Origin of the sequence: Flavobacterium sp. C4GT6, from assembly GCF_036347315.1 — a bacterium.
Lineage (GTDB): Bacteria > Bacteroidota > Bacteroidia > Flavobacteriales > Flavobacteriaceae > Flavobacterium.
In genome coordinates this window covers 109722-134216 of record NZ_JAZGZU010000002.1, presented here as the reverse complement: position 1 = coordinate 134216, position 24495 = coordinate 109722, and the positions used below count along the sequence as shown (strand labels likewise).

Genomic DNA, 24495 nt, shown 5'->3' with positions numbered 1-24495 from the left:
AGACTCTTAATCCGAAAAGCCAACCCCTACTGTGTTGTTGGTTTGCGGATCTATTAAAATAAAGGCACCATTTAGCCTGTTATTTTCAAACGTATCAAGAAAAGCCGGAGCAGCTGTTTTTATAGCCACTTTAGCAATATCATTAAGTTTAAGGTTTGTAGCCTCATGTAATTCTTCAGGGGTTTCCGGCGGGATAACCGCGTCTATCTGCTGAAGTTTACATTGTACCACTCGCGTACCTGACTGTAGTAAATACCTACCTCCCGGCACCGATTGTTTTTCATCAAGCCAAACGAGTTTTGCACTTATCTCTTTTGACAGCAAACTCTCTTCTTCATTTTTAACCAATATCATTCCTCGGCTTACATCCACATCATCCTTAAGCCTTAACTGAATTGATTCACCTGTTTTAGCTTCCTGTTGGGTATTGGTGAACCTACGAAGCTCTACTACCTCACTTTTTATACCAGAAGGCATTACAGTAACCTCATCACCTACAGATACGCTTCCGCTCACTACCCTACCTGCATAAGCTCTGTAATCTGTAAACTCTTTGTTCTGCACATGAAGCACCTGTTGTACATCAAACCTAAAATCGGCTACTTCGGTCTCACCCGGCTTTATGCTATGTAATACTTCCGATAGGGTTTGCCCAGTATACCAAGGCATATTATCAGAGTGCAACACAACATTATCTCCCTTAAGCGAACTTATAGGCAGTATATGAATATCCGGCTTGTAGCCAAACCTAGATGTCATTTTATTAATCTCGGCAGCAATAGTAAGATAAGTATCTTCACTATAATCTACCAAATCCATTTTATTAATACATAGCACTACTGTTTTTAAACGCAGCAGGTTACTGATAAAATAATGCCTGTAGGTTTGTTCCAGCAATCCTTTTCTTGAGTCAATAAGTATGATTGACACCTCAGAGTTTGATGCTCCGGTAACCATGTTACGGGTATACTCTACATGCCCCGGGCTATCGGCAATGATAAACTTACGCTTCTCTGTAGAGAAGTATATATGGGCTACATCAATAGTAATACCCTGCTCCCTTTCTGCAATAAGACCATCTGTAATTACCGAAAAGTCAAGATCGTCAAGACCTTTCTCCTTAGTTTTTCTTTCTATTAATTCTTCCTGCTCTATAGTTAATGCATTACTGTCATTCAAAAAACGTCCAATAAGCGTACTCTTGCCATCGTCTACACTTCCGGCAGTATTAATTCTAAGTAAATCCATATTAAAAATACCCTCCTTTCTTTCTTTGTTCCAATGCTGCCTCAGATCGTTTATCGTCAATTCTTGCACCACGTTCTGATGATTTGGAAGATTTATTTTCAAACATAATATCCGGTATCGTATTGGCTTCAGATACAAATGCTGCCGTACAGGTCATATCACCCACAGTTCTGAAACGCACTGTTGTTTCAACAATTTCATCAGTATCTACCAGATTAAGATAGTCAGAATATGCAAGGAAAGCCCCGTCTCTTTTAACCAGTTTACGGTTATGGGCAAAATATATAGTTGGCAGGCCAACACCTTCCTGAGCGATATAATTCCATACATCTTCTTCTGTCCAGTTGCTTATAGGAAAAGCCCTTACATTTTCTCCAAAATGAATTTTCCCGTTAAGGATATTAAACAATTCCGGACGTTGTTTTTTTGAATTCCACTGACCGAAATCATCTCTTACAGAGAAGATACGTTCTTTAGCTCGGGATTTCTCCTCATCACGTCTTGCACCACCCATACATACATCAAAACCAAATTCCTCAATAGCATCCAGTAATGTTACCGTTTGCAGGGAATTACGACTGGCATACTTACCTGTTTCCTCCTGAACCTTTTTCTGGTCAATACTATCCTGTACATAGCGTACAATAAGCTCTACTCCCAGTTCCTCTACTAACTGATCCCTAAACTCAATCGTCTCGGGGAAGTTATGCCCTGTATCAATATGCAGAAACGGAAATGGGATTTTTGCCGGATAAAAAGCTTTTTGAGCCAATCGGGCAAGTGTTATGGAGTCTTTACCTCCTGAGAAAAGCAGTACTGGTTTTTGAAACTGAGATACCACCTCCCTTATTATATAAATACTTTCATCTTCTAATGTCTTAAGATGTGATTGTATATGTGTCATGATTAATAATTTTTATCCTGATGAATATGTAGTCCGCACTCTTTTTTTCCGTTTTCCCACCACCAGCGTCCGGCTCTGAAATCTTCGCCTTCAGCCAGAGCTCTGGTACATGGTGCACAACCAATGCTCAAAAAACCTTTTTTGTACAAACTGTTCACAGGAACTTTATATTCGTTTATTTCCTCTTCTACCTGTTTAAGGGAATAATGCAATAACGGATTGTATTTTACCAACTGGTTAGCCTCGTCCCATTCTAAAAACTCCATACTCTCTCTGTTTTGAGACTGTTCGGCACGTAATCCTGTTATCCATAAGCCGGCTCCCTTAATAGCCCTTTGCAACGGCTTTACTTTACGCATGTAACAACACGATTTTCTTTTATCTATACTGTCGTAAAACCCGTTTATACCGTTAGCGGCTACATATTCCATTATATCTTTCTCTTCAGGGAAGAAAGTTTCAATATTCAGCTCTGGATATTTTTTCTGGGTTTTATGAAACACTTCATACGTTTCATTAAACTGCCTGCCGGTATCTAATGTAAATACCGAAAGCTTCTCAAAATGTGGGGCAACATAATGCGTTAGCAACTGGTCTTCTATACCAAATGATGTAGAGAAGACTTTTTTACCTTCAAAATTATCCAAAACAAATGCCAGAGCATCCTGTATAGTTTTACCCTGTAACTCTTTATTCAGATATATTAACTTCTCCATTATCACTATTCTTTCTGGTTAATTTGACCCAAGCTCTTTCATGCAAAAAATAAAGGACCATTTTAGACATTACCTCTACACTTCCTATTGAAAATGCAATTGTAATATCTCCAGTCAGTATATAGGAAATAATCATAGTATCAATTGTTCCTACTATACGCCAGGTAACAGCCTTTATAGCCGAAACCCTTGGCCCCTCCTTTAGCGGAAAGATTTTTTTAGCCCTTATCAAATCAAACAACATATTATAATATCTTTAATTTCAAGACAAATATACCATTAGTCTATAGAAATAATAGACTAATGGTAAAATTTTTTTTATTGTTATAATTTCGCTAAGTCATATAAGGACTTTTGCTGCAGTAAACTTAGGGTATTGTCCCTTACCTGGGTCATAAATTTATTCAGGTTACATTTTGCTTCATCAGGGCAATCATCGCACTTTTCGTAGTAATTAAGGCTTACACATGGCAACATGGCAAGAGGTCCGTCTAACACCCTGATAAGTGTAGCAGCCGTAATCTCTTTAGGGTCTTTAAGAAGATAGTATCCTCCACCCTTTCCTTTTTTGGAACCTAATATTCCGTGTTTTTTTAAATCAAGCAATATAGCCTCAAGGAATTTTTTAGGTATACGCTCGTTATCCGAAATTTCGGAAATAAGGACAGGCTCTGTACCCGAATGCTTCGCAATGTAGATAAGAGCCTTTAATCCGTATTTTGTTTTTTTAGACAGCATATTATTCTTTAGTTAAAAACACCTCAGCCATCATGCAACGGGCACTTCCGCCACCACAGGCCTCAATAGTATCTAAGCTTGAACTTAAAATCTCTGTATGTTTTTCAATTTTAGCAATCTGGTCTTTTGTTAAAACCTGATGAGCCGAAGCACTCATAACGAGATAACTCTTATTATTATTGCCTCTAACCTGTAACATATTTCCTGCAAAATGGTTTAGCTGCTGCTCTGTTAAAAGAATAACTTCTTTCCCGTCTGACTTAAGGTTATCCAGCACCATTTTACGTTCTTTCTTGTCATCAATACAGTCAGCACAAATAACTGCAAAAGTTTCGGCTACACACATCATAACATTAGTATGATAAATGTGTTTACGCTCACCATTTACTGTTTGGAACGCTTCAAATATAACCGGAGTATATTCAAAGTCTTCACAAAACTCAATAAACAGCTCTTCATCAGCCCTTGGAGACAGCGCACAGTAAGCCTTTTGATTTTGCCTGTCAAGCACTATGCTTCCTGTACCTTCAAGAAAAATATCATCTTCCTCGGCCGATGTATAATCTACTATATTCTCAATAAGAAAACCTTTCTCTTCCAAAAGGTCAAGTATATCTTCTCTTCTTTCTAAACGCCTGTTTTCAGCAAACATAGGATAAAGCGCTACATCCCCATTCTCATGGAAAGACACCCAGTTGTTAGGAAATATAGAATCAGGAGTATCAGGATTAACAGTATCATCTACAACAACAACATTTACCCCAACAGCTCTAAGCTTATCTACAAAAGCATCAAACTCCTGCTGCGCTTTGGCATTTACCGTATCTGGCAAAAGGTTATCCATCACCTTTTGGTAATAGTTGTTTACCGCGGTTTGCTCATTCATCCTGAAAGCAATCGGACGTATCATCAATATAGTATCAGTAATCTGTCTCATAATGTAAATTTACGGATATTATTAATCCCTTATAAGCGGTAATGTTGAACATCTTAATAAACCTTCCTGTTTTGCTATTTCAGCATAAGGAACTTCTTCCACCGTAAAGCCCCTTTCAAGAAGCCATTTTTTTAGCCTTGTAAAGTTCTTTTCTATCACAACCACATCTGGAGCTATAGAAAACACGTTAGAGTTCATATTATACATTTCCTCTCTTTCTATATGGAAAAGATTTTCTCTTCCAAACAGGTTAACAAGATACATATAATCTGCCTCTTCACGGAAACCACTTTTGTATATAATACCTTTATCTGTACCTATAGGCTGGAAACAACAATCAAGGTGAAGTGCATTGTCTCTTGGCTCTATTTTAGACTTAACCAAATCAAACTCCTTAACTATTTTATTCGGGAAAAGTTCTTTTATATAATTTACCCCCTGCATATTGGTACGGGCAGTAATATAATCTTTATAATCGCTACCCTTGTAGGTACCTATAAATATATGATCATTCCAGGGCATAACATCTCCCCCTTCGATATGAACTTCCTCGGGAGGACGAACTACTTTAGCTGGATCTATCTGGTCTATCACATACTGTATAGCTTCCAGCTCTCTTTCCCTATCAGGTAGTATATTGGCTTTTATGAATACGTCTTCAATAACAAACCCAATATCACGACTAAATATCTGGTTGTAGTTCTCTATAATTTCAGGTCTGTAAACCTTAACGTCATATTTCTTAAACACTTCATTAAAGGCTTCCATTTCTTTGACCATATCCTCTTCTACCGGATAAGTATCGGCAAGTATATGCTCCAGTGATTTAGGATCGTAAGCTTCATGTATCTGTGGTGTAGGTCCGTTACTTACAGCTGTTCCTAATATCACAGCCCTTAATCGTGATGTTTCGTTTTTAATGTTCAGATTCAACATGGTTTCTGGCTTTTTGGCAAATATAGAAAATGCCCCTTAATTATAAACATTTACCACGATGTTAGTTTAAATATTATCAATTTTTCAACAGAGTGATCTTAATTTTAATACAAACTGACAATATACCAACAAAAAAGTCCTGCATTGCAGGACTTTTATATATCATACAGGATTGATTACCTGTTATTAATATCTGTAAAATCTCTAAGCGGACTTCCAGTATAAACCTGTCTTGGACGACCGATAGGCTCTTTATTTACTCTCATTTCTTTCCATTGAGCAATCCAACCCGGTAAACGACCGATTGCAAAAAGAACTGTAAACATTTCTGTAGGTATACCCATAGCCCTGTAAATGATTCCTGAATAGAAATCTACGTTAGGATATAGGTTTCTTGATTTGAAGTACTCGTCTTCAAGAGCTGCTTTTTCTAATTTTTTAGCGATATCAAGTACCGGATCATCTACACCAAGATCTGCAAGAACTTCGTCTGCAGCTTTTTTGATGATTCTTGCTCTTGGGTCAAAGTTTTTATAAACTCTGTGGCCGAAGCCCATTAAACGGAAAGGATCGTTTTTATCTTTTGCCTTAGCAAGGAATTTCTCAACATCTCCACCGTCTTTCTGGATAGCCTCAAGCATTTCAAGTACTGCCTGATTAGCACCACCGTGAAGTGGGCCCCATAATGCAGATACACCTGAAGAGATTGAAGCAAATAAACCTGCGTGTGACGAACCTACCATTCTTACTGTAGAGGTAGAACAGTTTTGCTCGTGATCTGCGTGAAGGATAAATAGTTTATCAAGCGCATTAACCACAACAGGATTCATTTTGTAAGGACCCGTAGGAAGTTCAAACATTAAACGCATAAAGTTCTCTACATATCCTTTAGTGTTATCGTAGTAGTTTAAAGGATAACCCATATTTTTTCTGTATGTCCATGTAGCAATAATCAGGAACTTAGCCATAGTTTTGCACACTGCCTCATACATTTCTTTTTCGTTGTCTACATTAACTGATTTAGGGTTAAATGCAGTAAGCGCACTTGTTAAAGATGCTAACACTCCCATTGGGTGAGCTGTTCTTGGGAAACCATCAATGATGTTTTTCATTTCCTCATTAACAAGCGTATATTTTCTTATATCTTTCTCAAATTTCTCTATCTGAGCAGCAGTAGGAAGTTCTCCGAAAATTAAAAGGTAAGCTACTTCTAAAAAATTAGACTTTTCGGCAAGATCCTCAATTGAGTAACCTCTGTAACGTAATATACCCTGCTCTCCATCTAAAAAGGTAATATTACTTGTACATGAACCTGAGTTTTTATACCCCGGATCAATTGTTATGGCGCCGGTTTCGCCCCTAAGTTTATTAATATCGATAGCTACTTCATTTTCAGTTCCCACGATTACCGGAAACTCATATTTTTTGCCATCAATTTCCAATATAGCGATATTTGACATGATGTTATTTGAGTTTATTTTTGTTTGTAAAATTATATTCCTGCGAATTTAATAAATTACAATTTATTTAGGAAGTAAATTACTTATTAAAATCGTTAAATCTGCAGATAAAAAACAAAAGTTATTAGTTTGAAGCTAACAATATTGAAAAATATGCAATATTAATACCGTTTTTAGTGTTAAAAATCTATTTTTTAATTATCCAAACAACACTAAACCATTAATTATCTGAAAGTTCGCTTTTATCAAAAACAAGAAACAAAAGGCCGGCATTAAAAAAACACCGACCTCTCAACATGAAGTTTACTTTTATCTTTTATTCTTTTATCACTTTTTCAACCTTAACTCCTTTATCAGAAGTTACTTTAAGGAAGTAAATACCTTTGGTTCTCATTGAGATATCTATACTAGCCTGAACATCATTAGGCATCAATGTTTGTAACAACCTTCCCTGAATATCATACAGGCTCACAGAGCGCAGATTTACATCTCCTTCAACACTCAATACATCTTTTACAGGATTAGGGTATATCTTAATTGAATTATCTTTTGTAAAGTCATCCAGCCCCATTATATCCTCAAATTCAGTTACCGCCTGATTAGTCGCTACCGGAAGATTATAATCAAAATAAATACTGGCTTCATTCATCACATTATCACCTTCCTGTAAATCCTGTTTAGATTTCAGCTTGAACAGTATATTACCATGATCGGCAGCGTTGAGGTTTATATTATCAAAAATAAACTCAACAACATTACCTTGAATCCTGGCTTCTACCTCATGTGAACTATTTAAAATCTGAATTGAATTGATATCAAAATCAGCTTCATTTATAAAATGTTTCACAACTATAAAAGATGCCGGTGCAGTACCTGTATTCTCAAAATTAACCACATAATGCAAATAGTCTCCTATTGCATTTGATGGCAATGTTTCACCTTCAACACAAATGATATTGTTAGGATCAAAGGAACCAACAACAGTTTGATTAAATATATATTGATTATCATCGGGGTTTTCATCTGTACCTCCATCAATATTTGCTGTAAATGGCAATACATCATCAATATTAATTGCAGGCGTATCTGTCGGGCTGTTTACATGCAAGGTCATTAATATCTCCCTGTTCTCAAAAGGCTGCAGGTTTGTATAATTCCATCCATATACCCCGGGAGCTATATCATCGGCCATAGGTTCCAAAAGTAGAGGTGTAAGTGTTTCATAATCCCATTCGCACCCCACAGTACCCGAAACAACCTGATTTCCTTTATTTTTATAAACTATTTTATAAACAGCATCAAATCCCGGTCTTGCCGGAGTTATAGGAAACATTACCACCTCTACATCGTTATGAATCCCATTTGGCTCTATACAAAAGTTTTGAACTGAAACCGAATTATCTACAACAGGAAAGTTCACATAAGCAGGAGTTACGGTAAACCAGTTATCCTCAAACTCAGGAACCACCGTAAAATTACCATCCTGAGTATAAAAACTATACTCCCCGTTTATACCTGTAAAAGTATCACCACCATCAACACCATCACTAATACTCAATTTCACAAAAGGGTAGAGAACATCTTCCGGACCACAACCATCGCTATCAGCATCAAAAACAGCTGTACCGGTTATAGTATTATAATTACCTCCGGGCGTAAAAGTGCAGTACGTACTCACAACAATATTCTCTATACCGTTAACCAATTCAATTTGAGACAACTCCCCTTCGTCTATGCAAATAAAATTAAGCAGTGGGTTATTATTATCTATATGAATATCTGCAGGGTTGGGTATAACTGTTCCATTTTTAATACTCATTGTTTCAAGTAAACTATTATCTATAAAATCAATTTTAGATAATAATGGTGACTCACTTAAATCAACATTTACCAAATCAGTATCAAGAATTGACAGTTCCTGCAAGCTTATCATTTCAGAAAAATCCAAATCAGTTAATGGAGCATGGTGAATACCTAAATATTCTAAAGAAGTTACACCTGCAAAATCAACTGTAGCAAGGTTAGTTTCATACAAGTATACATACTGAAGATTTGGCAATCCGGCAAAACTTAAAAACTGTAATGGCGTACCTCCGTCGCAATGAAACTGTTCCAAATTAACTAAACTATTTAAATCCAAAGAGTTAACATTAGCATTAATTGCAAAATCAAGAATCCTTAAATTAGTAAAGAACTCCAAACCTGTAGCATCGCTCATTCCAGAGTTTTGGAAATTTAAATTCCATACTAAAAGCGCTTCACTTTCCTGGATTTCATAATCATTATTCTGATCTATTTTAATTGCTACACCATTCTCATCCTTTGCAATATCATTAGATGTGTTTGCAGACAAAAGCCAGTTCTTAAAATTAGCATCAGGTATATTCACTATTTGGGCACTGGTAATACCCGAAAACAAGAGTAATAAGTAAAATAGTTTCTTTTTCATGTTAGTTTATGTGTGTGGTTAATCGGTTTTTCAAATATATTTTATTCTGTTTCTCAGCACACCAGTCGTTTAGAATTTGCGAACTCTCAATTAGAATTCGCCTCTACATTGACTTTAATAGCTCCTGCAGACGTTCTTTTTTACGCTGGCTAATTGGCAAATGGCTATTATCTGCCATTACAGCATAACCTCCGTCTTTTTTGATGTATGACTTTAAATAGGCTAGATTTATTAAATGCGACTGATGTATGCGTTCAAAACCGTGTTCAGACAATAAATCCTCATACTCCTTAAGCGTTTTAGCTATCAGTATAGGTTTGCTATCTTTTATATAGAACTTAGTGTAATTATCCTGCGATTCACAACGAATGATATCCTTTACTTCAAAAAGATGAATTCCGTCGGAAGTAGAAAGTGCTATCCTTTTAAACTTATCCACCTTCTTGCTTATATTCTCCAGCAACAGATCAATATGCGCATAATTATCAGATGCCGACAGTGTCTTTTTTATCTTATCGACTACGTTATTCAAATCTTCGGGATCTACAGGTTTAAGCAAATAATCCAGAGCACTAAAACGGAATGCTTTTACCGCATACTGTTCATGCGCCGTAATAAACACCACATGGCAGGACAACCTGCCTTTGCGTTGCATTACCTGTTCCAGTATATCAAAACCGGTTCCGTCGCCCAGTAAAATATCCAGGAATACTACATTGGGCTGATGATACTCAATGGCACTGATGCCTGTTTTCACACTATCGGCCTCACCTACTATTTCTATATCTGGTGCATAAAGAGACAATAGCCCTTTCATACCATTCCTTAAATTACTGTCGTCGTCTATTAGTAAAGCTGTTATCATATTAGTTAGTTGCGTACTGTATTGGTAAGTTTAAAACTATTCTTGTCCCGCCAGATTGCCCTTCACTCGTCATCATATCTTGAATTTCAACCTTTGAGGTTTTTGAGGTAAATGCCTGAATTACTTCCAGCCTTTTGCGGGTTATTTCTAAAGCCATTGATTTATGTACTGTAACCGAATTGACTTTCATTTCTTTTGATTTAGTAAAACCTATACCGTTATCGGTAACCGTACAAATGAGCTTTTCTCCATCTAAGGCAAAATCAACCTTTATGATTCCTTTTTCCTTTTTAGGAACCAATCCGTGCAAAATAGCATTTTCCACAAACGGCTGCAATAATAATGGCGGAATAGCCATATCATCTTCAATATCGGGATCTTTTGTTATCGTAAACTCAAAAAGATTATTAAACCTAAGCTGTTCCAGCTCGAGGTAATTACGCAACCCTTCAATCTCATTATCAATAGGGATAAGTGACTCTTTGGAATACTCCAGTGTTAAACGCATTAATTTAGAGAATTTGGAAAGGTATTTAATAGCAGAATCTGTACCGTTTTGCACAATAAAACTGGATATAGACCCTAGGCAGTTAAATACAAAATGCGGATTCATTTGCAAATGGAGTGCCTTTTGCTCATACTCCGCCAATTCCTTTTGAAGCGTAAGTGTTTTTTTAAGCTGACGCCTGTTAGAAACTAAAAAAGCTATCCCGAAAAGTAATAGGATAAATAGCACCACAAAGAACATCTGCTGATTATGGCGTTTTACTTCCTCATTATAAATTGCCTGCTTTTTATCAGCTTCAGCCTTTTGCATTTCGGCCTTACGTTCCATTTCATAGTTCATCTCTTCACGAACCATGTTTTTAATATTCTCGGCATTATTAATACTATCCTTAGCCTTTTCAAATTTCTTATAGTGAATTAGAGCCTGTTTATAGTCACCTTTTTTCTCATACAGCTCACTTATACTTTTTTCAGACGATTTTACCTGTTCCAGCACCCCTATTTCTTCGGCATACACAGATGATTTCCCTAAATACTCCAGTGCCTTAGTATCATTACCCTGTTTCGCGTAAAGATCACCCAGATAAGCCAGCGATGCAGATGCACCATATTTCTCGCTCACATCCTCAAAAACATTCAGTCCTTTATAATAATTTTCCTCAGCCCTTACATACTTACCCGTCTTCTCATAATACTGCCCCATAGCATTGTATAGCTCTCCCAGACCTCTTTTGTTTTCGTGATCATTAAATATCGTTAAAGCCTCCTGGAAAGAAGCCAATGCATCTTCGGGCTTGTTTTCAAGAAGATAAATATTACCAATGTTAGTAATGGTTATTGCGCTGCTACTATCGCCAATTTCTTTTTGTATGGCAAGTGCTTTATTAAAGTACTCTAAAGCCTTATCGTATTCCTTTTGCGCTTTATAAACAATACCTATATTATTGTAAAGCCTTAATACTATTTCCTGTTGCTTTGCTTCCTTATAAAGCTTTAGCGCTTTAAAATAATATTCCAGCGAACCTGCATAATTATTTTGTTCTGAACACACTATACCTATACTTCCGTAGGTTTTAGCCAAATTTGCCTTTATTTCATCTTTTTTATCTGTTGATTCAGGCAAGAGTTGTTCAAAAATATCCTGAGCATTAGTAAAGCTCTTTAAAGCTTCGGTATACCTGCTCAGCATAATATTGGCATTACCTAAGTTAAACCAGGCCTCCCCTTTATCTTTCCTGAAGTTTTTCTGTTCAGAAAGCTTTAATGCCTTTTGAGCATACTGCATCATCAATTCCGGATTGTTCTCTACATATTCTGACGACACTGCATTAAGCAGTTCTGCCTTTTGTTTATCTGTAGAGGCTTTATCTAACTGATTTAACAGACTATCCAGCGCCCTGTTTTGGGAAAAAGCAGCACAGTTAAACAGAAATAAGGCTATTAGGGCAAGGTTTTTTAAAAACTTCATATGCAACACATTAATTGTCATTAACAAATTTATGATTTCAATTTGATTTATTGACAGCAGATGAGTATTTGAAGCTTTTGATTTAGAATTTGTATTACCCGAATAAAAAAAGCGCCTCCGTAATTACGAAGGCGCTTTTGCACAAGCAAAGCTTTAAGTAAGCTTATTGTATTATCTTTTTACTTTAAAAGCTCTTTCTTTAGGGAAGTAAGCCACTTCAGCAAGTTCTTCTTCAATTCTAAGAAGCTGGTTATACTTCGCCATACGGTCACTACGTGAAGCAGAACCTGTTTTAATCTGTCCGCAGTTAAGCGCAACAGCTAAATCAGCGATAGTATTATCTTCAGTTTCTCCCGAACGGTGAGACATTACAGATGTATACCCTGCATTGTGAGCCATATTCACAGCTGCGATAGTTTCTGTAAGTGTACCAATTTGGTTTACTTTAATAAGGATCGAGTTAGCAATACCCTGCTCAATACCTCTTGATAAACGCTCTACGTTTGTAACATATAAATCGTCTCCAACAAGCTGAACTTTATCACCTATTTTCTCAGTAAGGTATTTCCAACCTTCCCAGTCATCCTCATACATACCATCTTCAATAGAAATGATAGGGTATTTACCGGCAAGTTCTGCAAGGTAATCTGCCTGCTCCTGAGAAGTTCTCACTTTACCTTCAGCACCTTCAAACTTACTATAGTCATATTTACCGTTTACATAGAATTCAGATGCTGCACAGTCAAGAGCAATCATTACTTCGTCACCAAACTTGTAACCTGCATTCTCTACAGCTTTCTTAATTGTATCAAGAGCATCCTCAGTACCACCTGCAAGGTTTGGAGCAAAACCACCCTCATCACCTACAGCAGTGCTTAAACCTCTGTCATGAAGTACTTTTTTAAGGTTATGAAAAACCTCTGTACCTATTTGCATTGCATGAGTAAAGTTATTTGCTTTTACAGGCATAATCATAAACTCCTGGAAAGCAATAGGAGCATCTGAATGCGAACCTCCGTTAATGATATTCATCATTGGAACAGGAAGTGTATTAGCAGAAACACCACCTACATATCTGTATAACGGCATACCCAGTTCGTTTGCTGCAGCTTTTGCCACTGCAAGAGACACACCAAGAATAGCGTTAGCACCTAAGTTAGATTTATTAGCAGTACCATCAAGGTCAATCATGGCTTTGTCTATAGAGTTTTGTTCAAAAACAGACATCCCCACTATCTCACCTGCAAGTTTTGTATTTACATTTTCAACTGCTTTAAGCACGCCTTTACCCATATAAGACTTACCGCCATCACGCAACTCTACTGCCTCGTGCTCTCCTGTAGAAGCTCCTGAAGGAACAGCTGCCCTACCAAGAATACCATTTTCTGTAATTACATCAACTTCTACTGTAGGATTTCCACGAGAATCCAGTATTTGCCTAGCGTGTACTTTAATAATAATACTCATTATATAGTTTTTAGTTTGTTATTTTCTTAGTTAACCAAACAAATTTAAACATTTTGAAAAATGAAAAGGTCTTATTTTTAAAAACTTATAAACGCAATCGTTTTAGTTTCTGCATCTTAACGTAAATTTTATTTACAAAACCTCTATAAACAGAATTTGGACTAATAAATATTAGCCCAAATTCATTATTTGTTAGAAAAAAGCGTTTAAAATTTAGTTTTTAGCTTTTTCTATATTCTCAATAAACTGATCGAACAGGTAAGATGCATCGTGTGGACCCGGGCTAGCCTCTGGGTGGTATTGTACAGAGAAACAGTTTTTGTTTTTCATTCTCATACCTGCCACAGTGCCATCGTTAATGTGCTCGTGTGTAAGCTCGAACTCAGGATTCTTTTCAAGATCTTCTCTTACTACGGCAAAACCGTGGTTTTGAGAAGTAATTTCACCTTTACCTGTAAGAATGTTTCTTACCGGGTGGTTAATACCCCTGTGCCCGTTAAACATTTTATAAGTAGCTATACCGTTTGCCAAAGCTAAAACCTGATGCCCTAAACAGATCCCAAACACCGGCTGGTTCTCTTCAAGAATCTTTTTAGCTACTTCCTGAGCACCTGTTAGCGGAGCCGGGTCACCAGGACCATTTGAAAGGAAGTATCCGTCAGGATTAAACGATTTTAAATCTTCGTATGTAGAGTTGTATGGAAACACTTTCACATAGCAGTCTCTCTTTACAAGGTTTCTAAGAATATTTTTCTTGATACCAAGGTCAAGTGCAGACACTTTGTATTTAGCCTCTGGGTTACCCACAAAGTAAGGCTCTTTAGTAGACACTTTAGAAGAAAGCTCAAGTCCGTCCATATTTGGCACAGCTGCAAGTTGCTCTTTAAGCTCTTCTAAAGAAGTTCCGTCTGTAGAGATAGCGGCATTCATAGCACCGTTATCACGTATATAACTCACAAGTGCTCTTGTATCTACATCAGATATAGTTACAAGGTTATTCTTTTCAAAATACTCTTTCAGTCCTTCTGTAGAATTAACTCTCGAATGATTAAAACTAAAGTTTTTACAAACCAGACCTGAAATCATTACACGATCAGCCTCTACATCCTCTTCATTAGTACCGTAGTTACCAATGTGTGCGTTAGACGCCACCATAATTTGACCAAAATAAGAAGGGTCTGTAAAAATTTCCTGGTAACCGGTCATACCGGTATTAAAACATACCTCACCAAAAACTGTTCCTTCAATCCCAATAGATTTACCATAAAAAACAGTACCATCTGCTAATAAAAGTATGGCTTTGTTACGATTTGAATATTTCATTTATAAATGTTTGTTGCTGTATTGCGTGCAAAGTTACTTCAAAAAATTATCTTTCTAAAATTTCCTAATCAATTGCTTTAAAAAACCGGGTTGATCAGGTCAAAAAAAAAGGACAAACTATAAAGTTTATCCTTTTTAATATTATTGAAAAATCAGTTTTACCATGATTATTCAGTAGTTTCTTTGTTTTCTTCTGTATCAACAGCAGGAGCTTCAGCTGCAGGAGCTTCAGCAGTAGTAGCAGCTTTTTTAGTTCTACCTCTACGAGTAGTTTTCTTAGCTTCTTTCTTAGCAGCGTTGTACAGTTCGTTAAAGTCTACAAACTCGATCATTGCCATATCAGCGTTATCACCAAGACGGTTACCAAGTTTAATGATACGAGTATATCCACCCGGACGATCACCAACTTTAGCAGAAACTTCTCTGAAAAGCTCAGTAACTGCATATTTGTTTCTCAGGTAAGAGAAAACGATACGTCTGTTGTGAGTTGTATCTTCTTTAGACTTTGTTACAAGAGGCTCAACAAACTGCTTAAGGGCTTTCGCCTTAGCAACAGTCGTATTGATACGCTTGTGCTCTATAAGGGAGCAAGCCATGTTAGCTAGCATAGACTTTCTATGGCCAGCTTGCCTGCTTAAATGATTTACTTTTTTTCCGTGTCTCATTGCTGTCTGTAATTAAAACCTTTACGGCCCAGATTATTCTTTATCTAATTTATATTTCGTTAAATCCATCCCGAAGTGTAAATTCTTAGAAGCAACAAGCTCATCAAGCTCGGTCAAAGATTTTTTACCAAAGTTACGGAACTTCATTAAGTCATTTTTATTAAACGATACTAAGTCTCCTAATGTATCAACTTCAGCCGCTTTCAAACAATTTAATGCCCTTACAGAAAGATCCATATCAACCAGCTTAGTTTTAAGCAGTTGTCTCATATGAAGTGATTCTTCATCATAAGATTCTGTTTGAGCTATTTCATCGGCCTCAAGTGTAATTCTTTCATCAGAGAACAGCATAAAGTGGTGTATTAACGTTTTAGCTGCTTCTGTAAGAGCATCTTTAGGATGAATTGAACCATCGGTGATAATTTCAAAAACCAGTTTTTCGTAGTCGGTTTTTTGCTCAACACGGAAGTTCTCTATTGTATACTTAACGTTCTTTACCGGAGTAAAGATAGAGTCTGTAAAAATAGTTCCTATAGCTGCGTTTTGCTTCTTGTTCTCTTCTGCAGGCACATAACCTCTACCTTTCTCGATAGTAAGTTCAAGGTTGATGTTTATTTTGCTGTCCATGTTACAGATAACAAGTTCAGGGTTTAACACCTGGAATCCTGAAATAAATTTCTGGAAATCACCAGCTGTTAGCTGATCTTTACCTGTTACTGATACAGTAACAGATTCGTTATCGATGTCGTCAATCTGACGCTTAAAACGAACTTGTTTTAAGTTAAGGATTATCTCAGTAACATCTTCAACAACACCAGCTATTGTAGAGAACTCATGGTCAACTCCTTCGATACGAACAGAAGTAATTGCGTAACCTTCAAGAGAAGAAAGCAAAACTCTTCTTAATGCGTTACCAACAGTCAATCCATATCCCGGTTCCAAAGGTCTGAATTCAAATTTACCTTGGAAATCGGTAGAATCGATCATGATAACTTTATCGGGCTTTTGAAAATTAAATATTGCCATATTTCGACTGATGTCAATTTTTATTTGTTATACAACTCAACGATTAGTTGCTCTTTGATGTTTTCAGGAATTTGTATCCTTGCAGGTACTGAAACAAAAGTACCTTCTTTAGTATCGTTGTTCCAAGTGATCCACTCGTAAACATGAGCAGAGTTTGATAAAGAACGATCGATAGCCTCTAGAGATTTTGATTTCTCACGAACAGCAACTTTATCTCCTGGCTTAAGGTGGTAAGAAGGAATGTTAACAACTTCACCGTTTACAGTAACGTGTCTGTGTGAAACGATTTGTCTTGCAGCTCTTCTAGAAGGTGCAATACCCATTCTGAATACTACGTTGTCTAATCTAGCTTCACAAAGTTGTAAAAGCACTTCACCTGTTACTCCTTTAGTAGCAGCTGCCTTTTCATATAGGTTTCTGAATTGCTTTTCAAGAACACCATAAGTGTACTTAGCTTTTTGCTTCTCCATTAACTGGATTGCATATTCAGATTTTTTACCTCTCTTTTTAGCTAAACCATGTTGCCCTGGAGGGTAATTTCTTTTTTCGAAAGACTTGTCATCTCCGAAGATCGCCTCACCAAATTTACGGGCGATTTTAGTTTTAGGACCAGTATATCTTGCCATTTTAAAAATAATTAAACAGGGGATTATGAATTCAGGTCTCCTCCTCCGATAATCCGTATCCCTGTTTGGTTATACTCTAGTTATAATAAATTAAACTCTTCTTCTCTTAGGAGGACGGCATCCATTGTGAGGTAGTGGAGTTACGTCGATAATTTCTGTAACCTCAATACCACCATTGTGTAGTGATCTGATAGCAGACTCTCTACCGTTTCCAGGACCTTTAACGTAAACTTTTACTTTTTTAAGACCTGCCTCAAGAGCAACTTTTGAGCAATCTTCTGCTGCCATCTGAGCTGCATATGGAGTGTTCTTTTTAGAACCTCTGAAGCCCATCTTACCTGCAGATGACCATGAAATAACTTCACCTTTCTTGTTAGTTAAAGAAATGATGATGTTGTTAAAAGTTGCACTAATATGAGCTTCGCCTGTTGACTCAACAACAACTTTACGTTTTTTTGTATTCGCTTTAGCCATACTACTACTTATTATTTAGTTGCTTTTTTCTTGTTAGCAACAGTTTTTCTCTTACCTTTTCTTGTTCTAGAGTTATTCTTGGTACGCTGACCTCTTAATGGAAGACCAACTCTGTGACGGATACCTCTATAGCATCCGATATCCATTAAACGCTTAATGTTAAGCTGGATTTCAGAACGAAGCTCACCTTCAATTTTGAAGTAAGAAACGGCCTCACGAATGCTACCGATCTCGTCATCATTCCAATCCTGTACTTTTTTATCTTCGCTTACCTGAGCTTTTTCCAGAATCTCTTTAGCTCTGCTTCTACCAATACCAAAGATATAAGTTAAAGCAATAACTCCTCTTTTGTTTTTAGGTATATCTACCCCTGCAATTCTTGCCATAATTATCCTTGTCTTTGTTTAAATCTAGGATTCTTTTTATTAATCACGTATAATCTGCCTTTTCTACGCACAATGATGCACTCGGCACTTCTTTTCTTTACTGATGCTCTTACTTTCATTTTAATAGCTTTAGTATCTATAAGTAATTCTTGCTTTAGACAAATCATAAGGGCTCATTTCCAGTTTAACCTTATCACCAGGTAACAACTTAATGTAGTGCATACGCATTTTACCGGAAATGTGAGCAATTACAACATGCCCGTTTTCTAATTCTACACGGAACATGGCATTTGACAATGCCTCTATAATTGATCCGTCTTGTTCTATTGCTGCTTGTTTTGCCATAAAAATTATTAAGCTACCGCTTTTCTATTCTTACCACTTTTCATCAAACCGTCATAATGTCTGTTTAACAGATATGAGTTGATTTGCTGGATAGTATCTATTGCAACCCCAACCATGATTAACAGCGATGTTCCGCCATAGAACAAAGCCCACTGTGACTGGATATTCATTAAGCTCACTACAATTGCCGGGAACACGGCAATAATTGCAAGGAATAATGAACCAGGGAATGTGATTAAAGACATGATTTTGTCTAGGTAATCTGAAGTTTCAACACCTGGTCTAACACCTGGTATAAATCCTCCACTCCTCTTAAGGTCATCCGCCATTTTATTAGTAGGTACTGTAATCGCGGTGTAAAAGTACGTAAAAATTATAATTAATAGTGCAAAAACTATATTATACGCTAAACCGAACACATTTTGGAATTGAGCAGTAATTGTTTTGGCAGCGTCAGCCTCAGAAAGACCTGCTAGTGCCGCCGGTATAAACATAATAGCCTGAGCAAAGATAATTGGCATAACTCCCGCAGCGTTAAGCTTTAAAGGAATCCATTGCCTGTTACCACCTGCAATATCCTGTTCGAAATCTCCTGTGGCAGTACGACGAGCATACTGCACAGGTATTTTTCTTACTGCCATAATAAGCAGAACAGAAGCTATAATGATTAACAACCATACTACTACTTCAAAAACCAAAAGCATTAGACCTCCGTTGTTCTCAGATACACGAGAAGTGAACTCCTGAACAAAAGCCTGAGGCATTCTTGCGATAATACCTACAAGAATTAACAGTGAAATACCGTTACCAATACCTTTGTCGGTAATTTTTTCACCTAGCCACATTGCAAAAATTGTACCTGTAGTTAAGATAACCACAGAAGAGAAAATGAAAGGAACAGAGTCTGAACTTATCAAAAAAGCTTCTCTAGGCAAAGTTCTGTACAGGTTATAGATGTAACCAGGACCTTGAACTAAAGTGATTAATATTGTTAGCCAACGGGTAATCTGATTGATTCTCTTTCTGCCGCTCTCACCTTCTTTTTGTAACTTTTGAAGATAAGGAACTGCGATACCCATTAACTGAACAACGATAGACGCAGAGATATAAGGCATGATACCTAAAGCAAATACAGACGCCTGCGAGAACGCACCACCTGTAAATACATCAATAAGCCACCCAATACCATCCTGAGCCTGATTAGTTAAGCCATTTAATTTTGTAGCATCAATACCCGGTAATGTTACGTGAGCACCAAAACGGTAAACAAGTAATAATCCTAGAGTAACTAAAATTCTGTTTTTTAGTTCTTCTATTTTCCAAACATTGACAAACGCTTCTATAAATTTTTTCATGTGACTATAAAAGATTATAAAGTTACAGCTTCACCTCCAGCAGCTTCGATAGCAGCTTTTGCGGTAGCCGTAAATTTGTGAGCAGTTACTTTTAGTTTTGCTTTAAGCTCTCCTCTTCCTAAAATCTTTACCTGTTCATTTTTTGTAGCTAAGCGGTTCTCTACAAGTACTGTAAAATCTACAGTATCTGTAACGATTCCGTTATCTACAAGAGCCTGAAGCGTATCTAGGTTTACGCCAGCATATTCCTTACGGTTGATGTTTTTAAAACCAAACTTAGGAACACGACGCTGTAATGGCATTTGACCACCTTCGAAACCTATCTTCTTAGAATAACCAGAACGAGATTTAGCTCCTTTGTGACCACGTGCAGCAGTACCACCTTTTCCTGAACCTTCTCCTCTACCTACTCTTTTGTTCTTATTGTGAACTGAACCTTCAGCCGGTTGTAAGTTACTTAAATCCATAACAGTGTGTTATTGTTATTTAGTCTCTTCTACAGAAACTAAGTGTTTAACTTTGTTTACCATTCCAAGGATAGCAGAAGTTGCATCGTGTTCAACAACTTGTCCCATTTTTCTAAGACCTAAAGCCTCAAGTGTTCTCTTTTGATTAAGAGGACAGTTGATTTTGCTTCGTACTTGTTTTACTAATATTTTCGCCATGATTTCCTTGAATTAACCTTTAAATACTTTTTCTAAAGATACACCTCTTTGCTTAGCTACAGTAGCCGCGCTTCTCATTTGAAGTAAAGCATCAAAAGTTGCTTTTACCACGTTGTGAGGGTTAGATGAACCTTGAGATTTTGATAATACATCGTGAATACCTACAGATTCAAGAACCGAACGTACAGCACCACCGGCAATTACTCCGGTACCGTGTGAAGCAGGCATTAGCAGTACACGTGCACCACCAAATTTACCTTTTTGTTCGTGAGGTACAGTTTGGCTTGATAGAGGAATTCTAACAAGATTCTTTTTAGCATCTTCTACTGCCTTAGCAATAGCTTCAGATACGTCTTTAGATTTTCCAAGACCGTGGCCTACAACTCCGTTCTCGTCTCCTACAACTACAATAGCAGAAAAACCGAAAGCTCTACCACCTTTTGTAACTTTAGTAACACGATTAACACTTACCAAACGATCCTTTAATTCAAGTCCGCCTGGTTTTACTAGTTCTACGTTTTTATAATTATGATACATAATTTTCTTAGAATTTTAGTCCGGCCTCTCTAGCGCCTTCAGCTAATGATTTAACACGTCCGTGGTAAAGATATCCACCTCTATCAAAAGTGATGGTTTCAATACCAGCTTTTAAAGCTCTCTCTGCAACAAGTTTACCTACAGATGCAGCAGTCTCAATGTTAGTACCTTTAGTTATTTCATTCTCTCTTGAAGATGCAGAAACTAGAGTAACACCGTTCACATCATCTATGATTTGAGCATAGATTTCTTTATTGCTTCTAAAAACAGAAAGTCTTGGTTGAGCAGCAGTTCCGCTTACAATCTTTCTGATTCTGAACTTAATTCGTTGTCTTCTTTCAGATTTTGTTAATGACATAGTCTTAATTTTTAAGCTGATTTACCTGCTTTTCTTCTTAGTTCTTCACCTACAAACTTAACTCCTTTTCCTTTGTAAGGTTCTGGCTTACGGAAAGATCTGATCTTTGCAGCAACCTGGCCTAAAAGTTGTTTGTCATGAGAAGATAACTTAATGATTGGGTTTTTACCTTTCTCAGATACAGTCTCTACTGTTACTTCAGAAACAACATCTAAAACGATGTTGTGTGAAAAACCTAGAGCGATATCAAGTTTATTACCCTGGTTAGAAGCTCTGTAACCTACACCTACCAACTCTAGCGACTTAGTAAAGCCTTCAGATACACCAATAATCATATTATTAATCAGGGCTCTGTATAAACCATGCTTAGATCTGTCGTTCTTGTTGTCAGAAGATCTTTCAACAATTACCTGTCCTTCCTCAACTTTTACAGTAACATCTATAAAATCCTGAGTAAGTTCTCCTTTTTTTCCTTTTACTGTAATAACGCCATCTTTAACATCAACTGTTACTCCAGACGGTATTGCAATTGGATTTTTACCTATTCTTGACATTGTATAAGTCTTTATTATTAGTATACGTAACAGATTACTTCACCACCAACATTGTGTTGTTTAGCTTGTTTTCCAGTCATCAATCCTTTTGATGTAGAAACGATAGCTATACCTAAACCGTTTAGAATTCTAGGTAATTCGGTAGCACCTGCATATTTACGTAAACCTGGTTTACTAATTCTCTGGATATCCTTAATTACAGGCTCTTTAGTTTCTTTGTCGTACTTAAGAGCGATTTTGATGGTACCTTGTACTTTGTTATCATCAAATTTGTAACTTAAGATATATCCCTGATCGAATAAAATCTTAGTGATCTCTTTTTTAAGGTTAGAAGCAGGAATTTCAACCACTTTGTGGTTAGCTCTTACTGCATTTCTAACTCTTGTTAGATAATCTGCGATAGGATCTGTATACATATATATTAATTTGCGGTAACGGTTTTCGGCCTTAAAAAGGCCGAACCTGAAACCAATTTATAATTCTTTTATTACCAGCTGGCTTTTTTAACACCTGGTATTAACCCCTGATTAGCCATTTCACGGAAAGTTACACGTGAAATACCAAACTGACGCATATACCCTCTTGGTCTACCTGTTAATTTACAACGGTTGTGTAAACGTACAGGAGAAGCATTTTTAGGAAGTTTTTGTAGTGCTTCGTAGTCTCCGGCTTCTAATAAAGCTTTTCTCTTTTCAGCATACTTGTCCACTAACGCTTGTCTTTTCACCTCGCGGGCTTTCATTGATTCTTTAGCCATGACTTAGTTCTTTTTAAAAGGTAAACCTAATTCAGTTAATAATGACTTCGCTTCTTTATCAGTTTGTGCAGAAGTTACAAATGTAATATCTAAACCTGCGATTTTGTTAACTTTATCAATATCAATTTCAGGGAAAATGATTTGCTCAGTTACACCCAGGTTATAGTTACCTCTACCGTCAAAACCTGTAGCTTTGATACCACCAAAGTCTCTAACACGCGGAAGAGAAGCTGTGATAAGTCTGTCTAAAAACTCATACATTCTTTCACCACGTAAAGTAACTTTAGCACCAATTGGCATACCTTTTCTTAATTTGAAAGTCGCAACGTCCTTTTTAGAAATAGTAGCCACTGCTTTTTGACCAGTGATTTTTGTTAACTCTTCTACAGCATAGTCGATTAATTTCTTATCAGACACAGCTGCACCAACTCCACGGCTTAAAACGATTTTTTCAAGTTTTGGAACCATCATAACGTTTTTATAACCGAACTCTTCTGTAAGAGCAGAAATAACTCTACTCTTATATTCTTCTTTTAATCTTGGTATATAAGCCATCACTATAATACTTGATTAGATTTTTTTGAAAATCTCACTTTCTTATCTCCTTCAGTTCTTACACCAACCCTTGTAGTTTCCTTAGTTTTAGGATCAACAAGTGCAAGGTTAGAAATGTGGATAGGAGCTTCTTTCTTCACGATACCACCCTGAGGGGTTTGAGCGCTTGGCTTAGTGTGCTTAGACACCATGTTCACGCCTTCTACGATCGCTTTGTTTTTGTCACGAAGTACTTTAAGAACTGTACCTTCAGAACCTTTGTGGTCTCCGGCAATAACTCTTACAGCATCTCCTGATTTTATTTTTAGCTTTATCATCTTTAAAAACAATTAAAGCACTTCAGGTGCCAATGATACAATTTTCATGAATTGTTTTTCACGAAGTTCTCTTGCTACAGGACCAAAAACACGAGTTCCTCTCATTTCACCAGCAGCATTTAATAATACACATGCGTTATCATCAAATCTGATGTATGAACCGTCGGCTCTTCTCACTTCTTTTTTGGTACGTACAACAACTGCAGTCGACACAGCTCCTTTTTTAACGTTACCGTTAGGAGTAGCATCTTTTACTGAAACTACAATTTTATCTCCAACAGAGGCATAACGTCTTTTCGTTCCCCCTAATACACGGATAGTCAAAACTTCTTTTGCTCCCGTGTTATCTGCTACTTTTAGTCTAGATTCCTGTTGTACCATAATTACTTCGCTCTTTCAATGATTTCAACTAATCTCCAACATTTAGATTTACTTAAAGGACGTGTTTCCATAATCCTTACAGTATCACCAATGTTACAATCGTTTGTTTCGTCGTGTGCAACGTATTTTTTAGTTTTTAACACGAACTTACCATATAATGGGTGTTTTACTTTTTTAGTTTCAGCAACTACTATGGATTTTTCCATTTTGTTACTAGTAACAACACCTATTCTCTCTTTTCTTAAGTTTCTTTTTTCCATCTTTCAGCAGAATACAATTATTGTAACTCTCTTTTGCTTAGCTCAGTTGCCACACGTGCAATAGACCTTCTTACGGATCTTATTTGCAACGGATTCTCAATTGGAGAAACAGCGTGAGCTGATTTTAGATCGGTATATGTTTTTTGTAATTCACCAAGTTTTTCCTGTAACTCAGCTGCAGATAGATCTTTAATTTCAGATTGTTTCATAATAAAT

General features: G+C 36.8%; 33 protein-coding genes. All 33 read right to left on the bottom strand.

Annotated features, from left to right (window positions below):
* Positions 1-6: 6 nt before the first annotated feature.
* Complete coding sequence (locus tag V3Z67_RS02865; protein WP_330441878.1) at positions 7-1248, bottom strand: sulfate adenylyltransferase subunit 1; 1242 nt, start codon at positions 1246-1248, stop codon at positions 7-9.
* A 1-nt stretch (position 1249) separates the two neighbouring features.
* Positions 1250-2143, bottom strand: a complete 894-nt coding sequence (gene cysD, locus V3Z67_RS02860; protein ID WP_330442158.1) for a sulfate adenylyltransferase subunit CysD — start codon at positions 2141-2143, stop codon at positions 1250-1252.
* Between the two features lie 11 nt (positions 2144-2154).
* A complete protein-coding gene (locus tag V3Z67_RS02855; protein ID WP_442902257.1) occupies positions 2155-2871 on the bottom strand; it encodes a phosphoadenylyl-sulfate reductase in 717 nt (238 codons plus the stop codon).
* Complete coding sequence (locus tag V3Z67_RS02850) at positions 2843-3112, bottom strand: DUF2061 domain-containing protein (protein ID WP_330441876.1); 270 nt, start codon at positions 3110-3112, stop codon at positions 2843-2845. Before V3Z67_RS02850 ends, V3Z67_RS02855 begins: the two co-directional genes overlap by 29 nt.
* A gap of 80 nt (positions 3113-3192) precedes the next feature.
* Positions 3193-3606 (bottom strand): RrF2 family transcriptional regulator, encoded by a 414-nt coding sequence (locus V3Z67_RS02845; protein ID WP_330441875.1) that lies wholly within the window; start codon positions 3604-3606, stop codon positions 3193-3195.
* Between the two features lies 1 nt (position 3607).
* The gene (gene ctlX, locus V3Z67_RS02840; RefSeq protein ID WP_330441874.1) at positions 3608-4543 is read right to left on the bottom strand and encodes a citrulline utilization hydrolase CtlX; all 936 of its coding nucleotides are present in this window, start codon (positions 4541-4543) and stop codon (positions 3608-3610) included.
* A gap of 21 nt (positions 4544-4564) precedes the next feature.
* Positions 4565-5479, bottom strand: a complete 915-nt coding sequence (locus V3Z67_RS02835) for a dimethylarginine dimethylaminohydrolase family protein (RefSeq protein ID WP_330441873.1) — start codon at positions 5477-5479, stop codon at positions 4565-4567.
* Between the two features lie 176 nt (positions 5480-5655).
* On the bottom strand, positions 5656-6939 hold the full coding sequence (locus tag V3Z67_RS02830; protein ID WP_330441872.1) for a citrate synthase: 1284 nt from the start codon (positions 6937-6939) through the stop codon (positions 5656-5658).
* A 316-nt stretch (positions 6940-7255) separates the two neighbouring features.
* Positions 7256-9388, bottom strand: a complete 2133-nt coding sequence (locus tag V3Z67_RS02825) for a DUF7619 domain-containing protein (RefSeq protein ID WP_330441871.1) — start codon at positions 9386-9388, stop codon at positions 7256-7258.
* A 103-nt stretch (positions 9389-9491) separates the two neighbouring features.
* On the bottom strand, positions 9492-10253 hold the full coding sequence (locus V3Z67_RS02820; protein WP_035129841.1) for a LytR/AlgR family response regulator transcription factor: 762 nt from the start codon (positions 10251-10253) through the stop codon (positions 9492-9494).
* 1 nt (position 10254) lies between these two features.
* Positions 10255-12228, bottom strand: coding sequence for a tetratricopeptide repeat-containing sensor histidine kinase (locus V3Z67_RS02815; RefSeq protein ID WP_330441870.1), 1974 nt, complete (start codon positions 12226-12228; stop codon positions 10255-10257).
* 171 nt (positions 12229-12399) lie between these two features.
* Positions 12400-13695, bottom strand: coding sequence for a phosphopyruvate hydratase (gene eno / locus V3Z67_RS02810; protein ID WP_330441869.1), 1296 nt, complete (start codon positions 13693-13695; stop codon positions 12400-12402).
* A gap of 213 nt (positions 13696-13908) precedes the next feature.
* Entirely contained in the window at positions 13909-15018 is a 1110-nt protein-coding gene (carA, locus tag V3Z67_RS02805; protein ID WP_330121266.1) for a glutamine-hydrolyzing carbamoyl-phosphate synthase small subunit, read from the bottom strand.
* Positions 15019-15185: 167 nt separating this feature from the next.
* Positions 15186-15683 (bottom strand): 50S ribosomal protein L17, encoded by a 498-nt coding sequence (gene rplQ, locus V3Z67_RS02800; RefSeq protein WP_330441868.1) that lies wholly within the window; start codon positions 15681-15683, stop codon positions 15186-15188.
* 33 nt (positions 15684-15716) lie between these two features.
* Entirely contained in the window at positions 15717-16709 is a 993-nt protein-coding gene (locus V3Z67_RS02795) for a DNA-directed RNA polymerase subunit alpha (protein WP_035129828.1), read from the bottom strand.
* A 20-nt stretch (positions 16710-16729) separates the two neighbouring features.
* Entirely contained in the window at positions 16730-17335 is a 606-nt protein-coding gene (gene rpsD / locus V3Z67_RS02790) for a 30S ribosomal protein S4 (RefSeq protein WP_035129825.1), read from the bottom strand.
* A 90-nt stretch (positions 17336-17425) separates the two neighbouring features.
* Positions 17426-17809, bottom strand: a complete 384-nt coding sequence (gene rpsK, locus V3Z67_RS02785; protein ID WP_035129822.1) for a 30S ribosomal protein S11 — start codon at positions 17807-17809, stop codon at positions 17426-17428.
* 11 nt (positions 17810-17820) lie between these two features.
* Positions 17821-18195: a 30S ribosomal protein S13 gene (gene rpsM, locus V3Z67_RS02780; RefSeq protein ID WP_035129820.1), complete on the bottom strand. Its 375-nt coding sequence runs from the start codon at positions 18193-18195 to the stop codon at positions 17821-17823.
* Between the two features lie 2 nt (positions 18196-18197).
* Positions 18198-18314, bottom strand: a complete 117-nt coding sequence (gene ykgO / locus V3Z67_RS02775) for a type B 50S ribosomal protein L36 (protein ID WP_002987490.1) — start codon at positions 18312-18314, stop codon at positions 18198-18200.
* Positions 18315-18324: 10 nt separating this feature from the next.
* Positions 18325-18540 (bottom strand): translation initiation factor IF-1, encoded by a 216-nt coding sequence (gene infA, locus V3Z67_RS02770; RefSeq protein ID WP_035129818.1) that lies wholly within the window; start codon positions 18538-18540, stop codon positions 18325-18327.
* An 8-nt stretch (positions 18541-18548) separates the two neighbouring features.
* Complete coding sequence (gene secY, locus V3Z67_RS02765) at positions 18549-19895, bottom strand: preprotein translocase subunit SecY (protein ID WP_330441867.1); 1347 nt, start codon at positions 19893-19895, stop codon at positions 18549-18551.
* Positions 19896-19909: 14 nt separating this feature from the next.
* On the bottom strand, positions 19910-20362 hold the full coding sequence (gene rplO / locus V3Z67_RS02760; protein ID WP_157482812.1) for a 50S ribosomal protein L15: 453 nt from the start codon (positions 20360-20362) through the stop codon (positions 19910-19912).
* A 15-nt stretch (positions 20363-20377) separates the two neighbouring features.
* Positions 20378-20560, bottom strand: a complete 183-nt coding sequence (gene rpmD / locus V3Z67_RS02755; RefSeq protein WP_035129810.1) for a 50S ribosomal protein L30 — start codon at positions 20558-20560, stop codon at positions 20378-20380.
* Positions 20561-20572: 12 nt separating this feature from the next.
* Entirely contained in the window at positions 20573-21097 is a 525-nt protein-coding gene (gene rpsE, locus V3Z67_RS02750; RefSeq protein ID WP_035129808.1) for a 30S ribosomal protein S5, read from the bottom strand.
* A 7-nt stretch (positions 21098-21104) separates the two neighbouring features.
* Positions 21105-21455, bottom strand: a complete 351-nt coding sequence (gene rplR / locus V3Z67_RS02745; protein ID WP_330441866.1) for a 50S ribosomal protein L18 — start codon at positions 21453-21455, stop codon at positions 21105-21107.
* A gap of 11 nt (positions 21456-21466) precedes the next feature.
* Positions 21467-22009, bottom strand: coding sequence for a 50S ribosomal protein L6 (rplF, locus tag V3Z67_RS02740; RefSeq protein WP_330441865.1), 543 nt, complete (start codon positions 22007-22009; stop codon positions 21467-21469).
* 17 nt (positions 22010-22026) lie between these two features.
* The gene (rpsH, locus tag V3Z67_RS02735) at positions 22027-22425 is read right to left on the bottom strand and encodes a 30S ribosomal protein S8 (RefSeq protein WP_035129801.1); all 399 of its coding nucleotides are present in this window, start codon (positions 22423-22425) and stop codon (positions 22027-22029) included.
* A gap of 71 nt (positions 22426-22496) precedes the next feature.
* Positions 22497-22766, bottom strand: coding sequence for a 30S ribosomal protein S14 (rpsN, locus tag V3Z67_RS02730; RefSeq protein ID WP_035129799.1), 270 nt, complete (start codon positions 22764-22766; stop codon positions 22497-22499).
* 3 nt (positions 22767-22769) lie between these two features.
* Entirely contained in the window at positions 22770-23321 is a 552-nt protein-coding gene (rplE, locus tag V3Z67_RS02725) for a 50S ribosomal protein L5 (protein ID WP_035129798.1), read from the bottom strand.
* A gap of 2 nt (positions 23322-23323) precedes the next feature.
* Entirely contained in the window at positions 23324-23638 is a 315-nt protein-coding gene (gene rplX / locus V3Z67_RS02720) for a 50S ribosomal protein L24 (protein WP_330441864.1), read from the bottom strand.
* 12 nt (positions 23639-23650) lie between these two features.
* Positions 23651-24019: a 50S ribosomal protein L14 gene (rplN, locus tag V3Z67_RS02715; RefSeq protein ID WP_035129796.1), complete on the bottom strand. Its 369-nt coding sequence runs from the start codon at positions 24017-24019 to the stop codon at positions 23651-23653.
* 2 nt (positions 24020-24021) lie between these two features.
* Positions 24022-24279, bottom strand: a complete 258-nt coding sequence (gene rpsQ / locus V3Z67_RS02710; protein WP_035129794.1) for a 30S ribosomal protein S17 — start codon at positions 24277-24279, stop codon at positions 24022-24024.
* 17 nt (positions 24280-24296) lie between these two features.
* Positions 24297-24488: a 50S ribosomal protein L29 gene (gene rpmC / locus V3Z67_RS02705; RefSeq protein ID WP_330441863.1), complete on the bottom strand. Its 192-nt coding sequence runs from the start codon at positions 24486-24488 to the stop codon at positions 24297-24299.
* Positions 24489-24495: the final 7 nt, after the last annotated feature.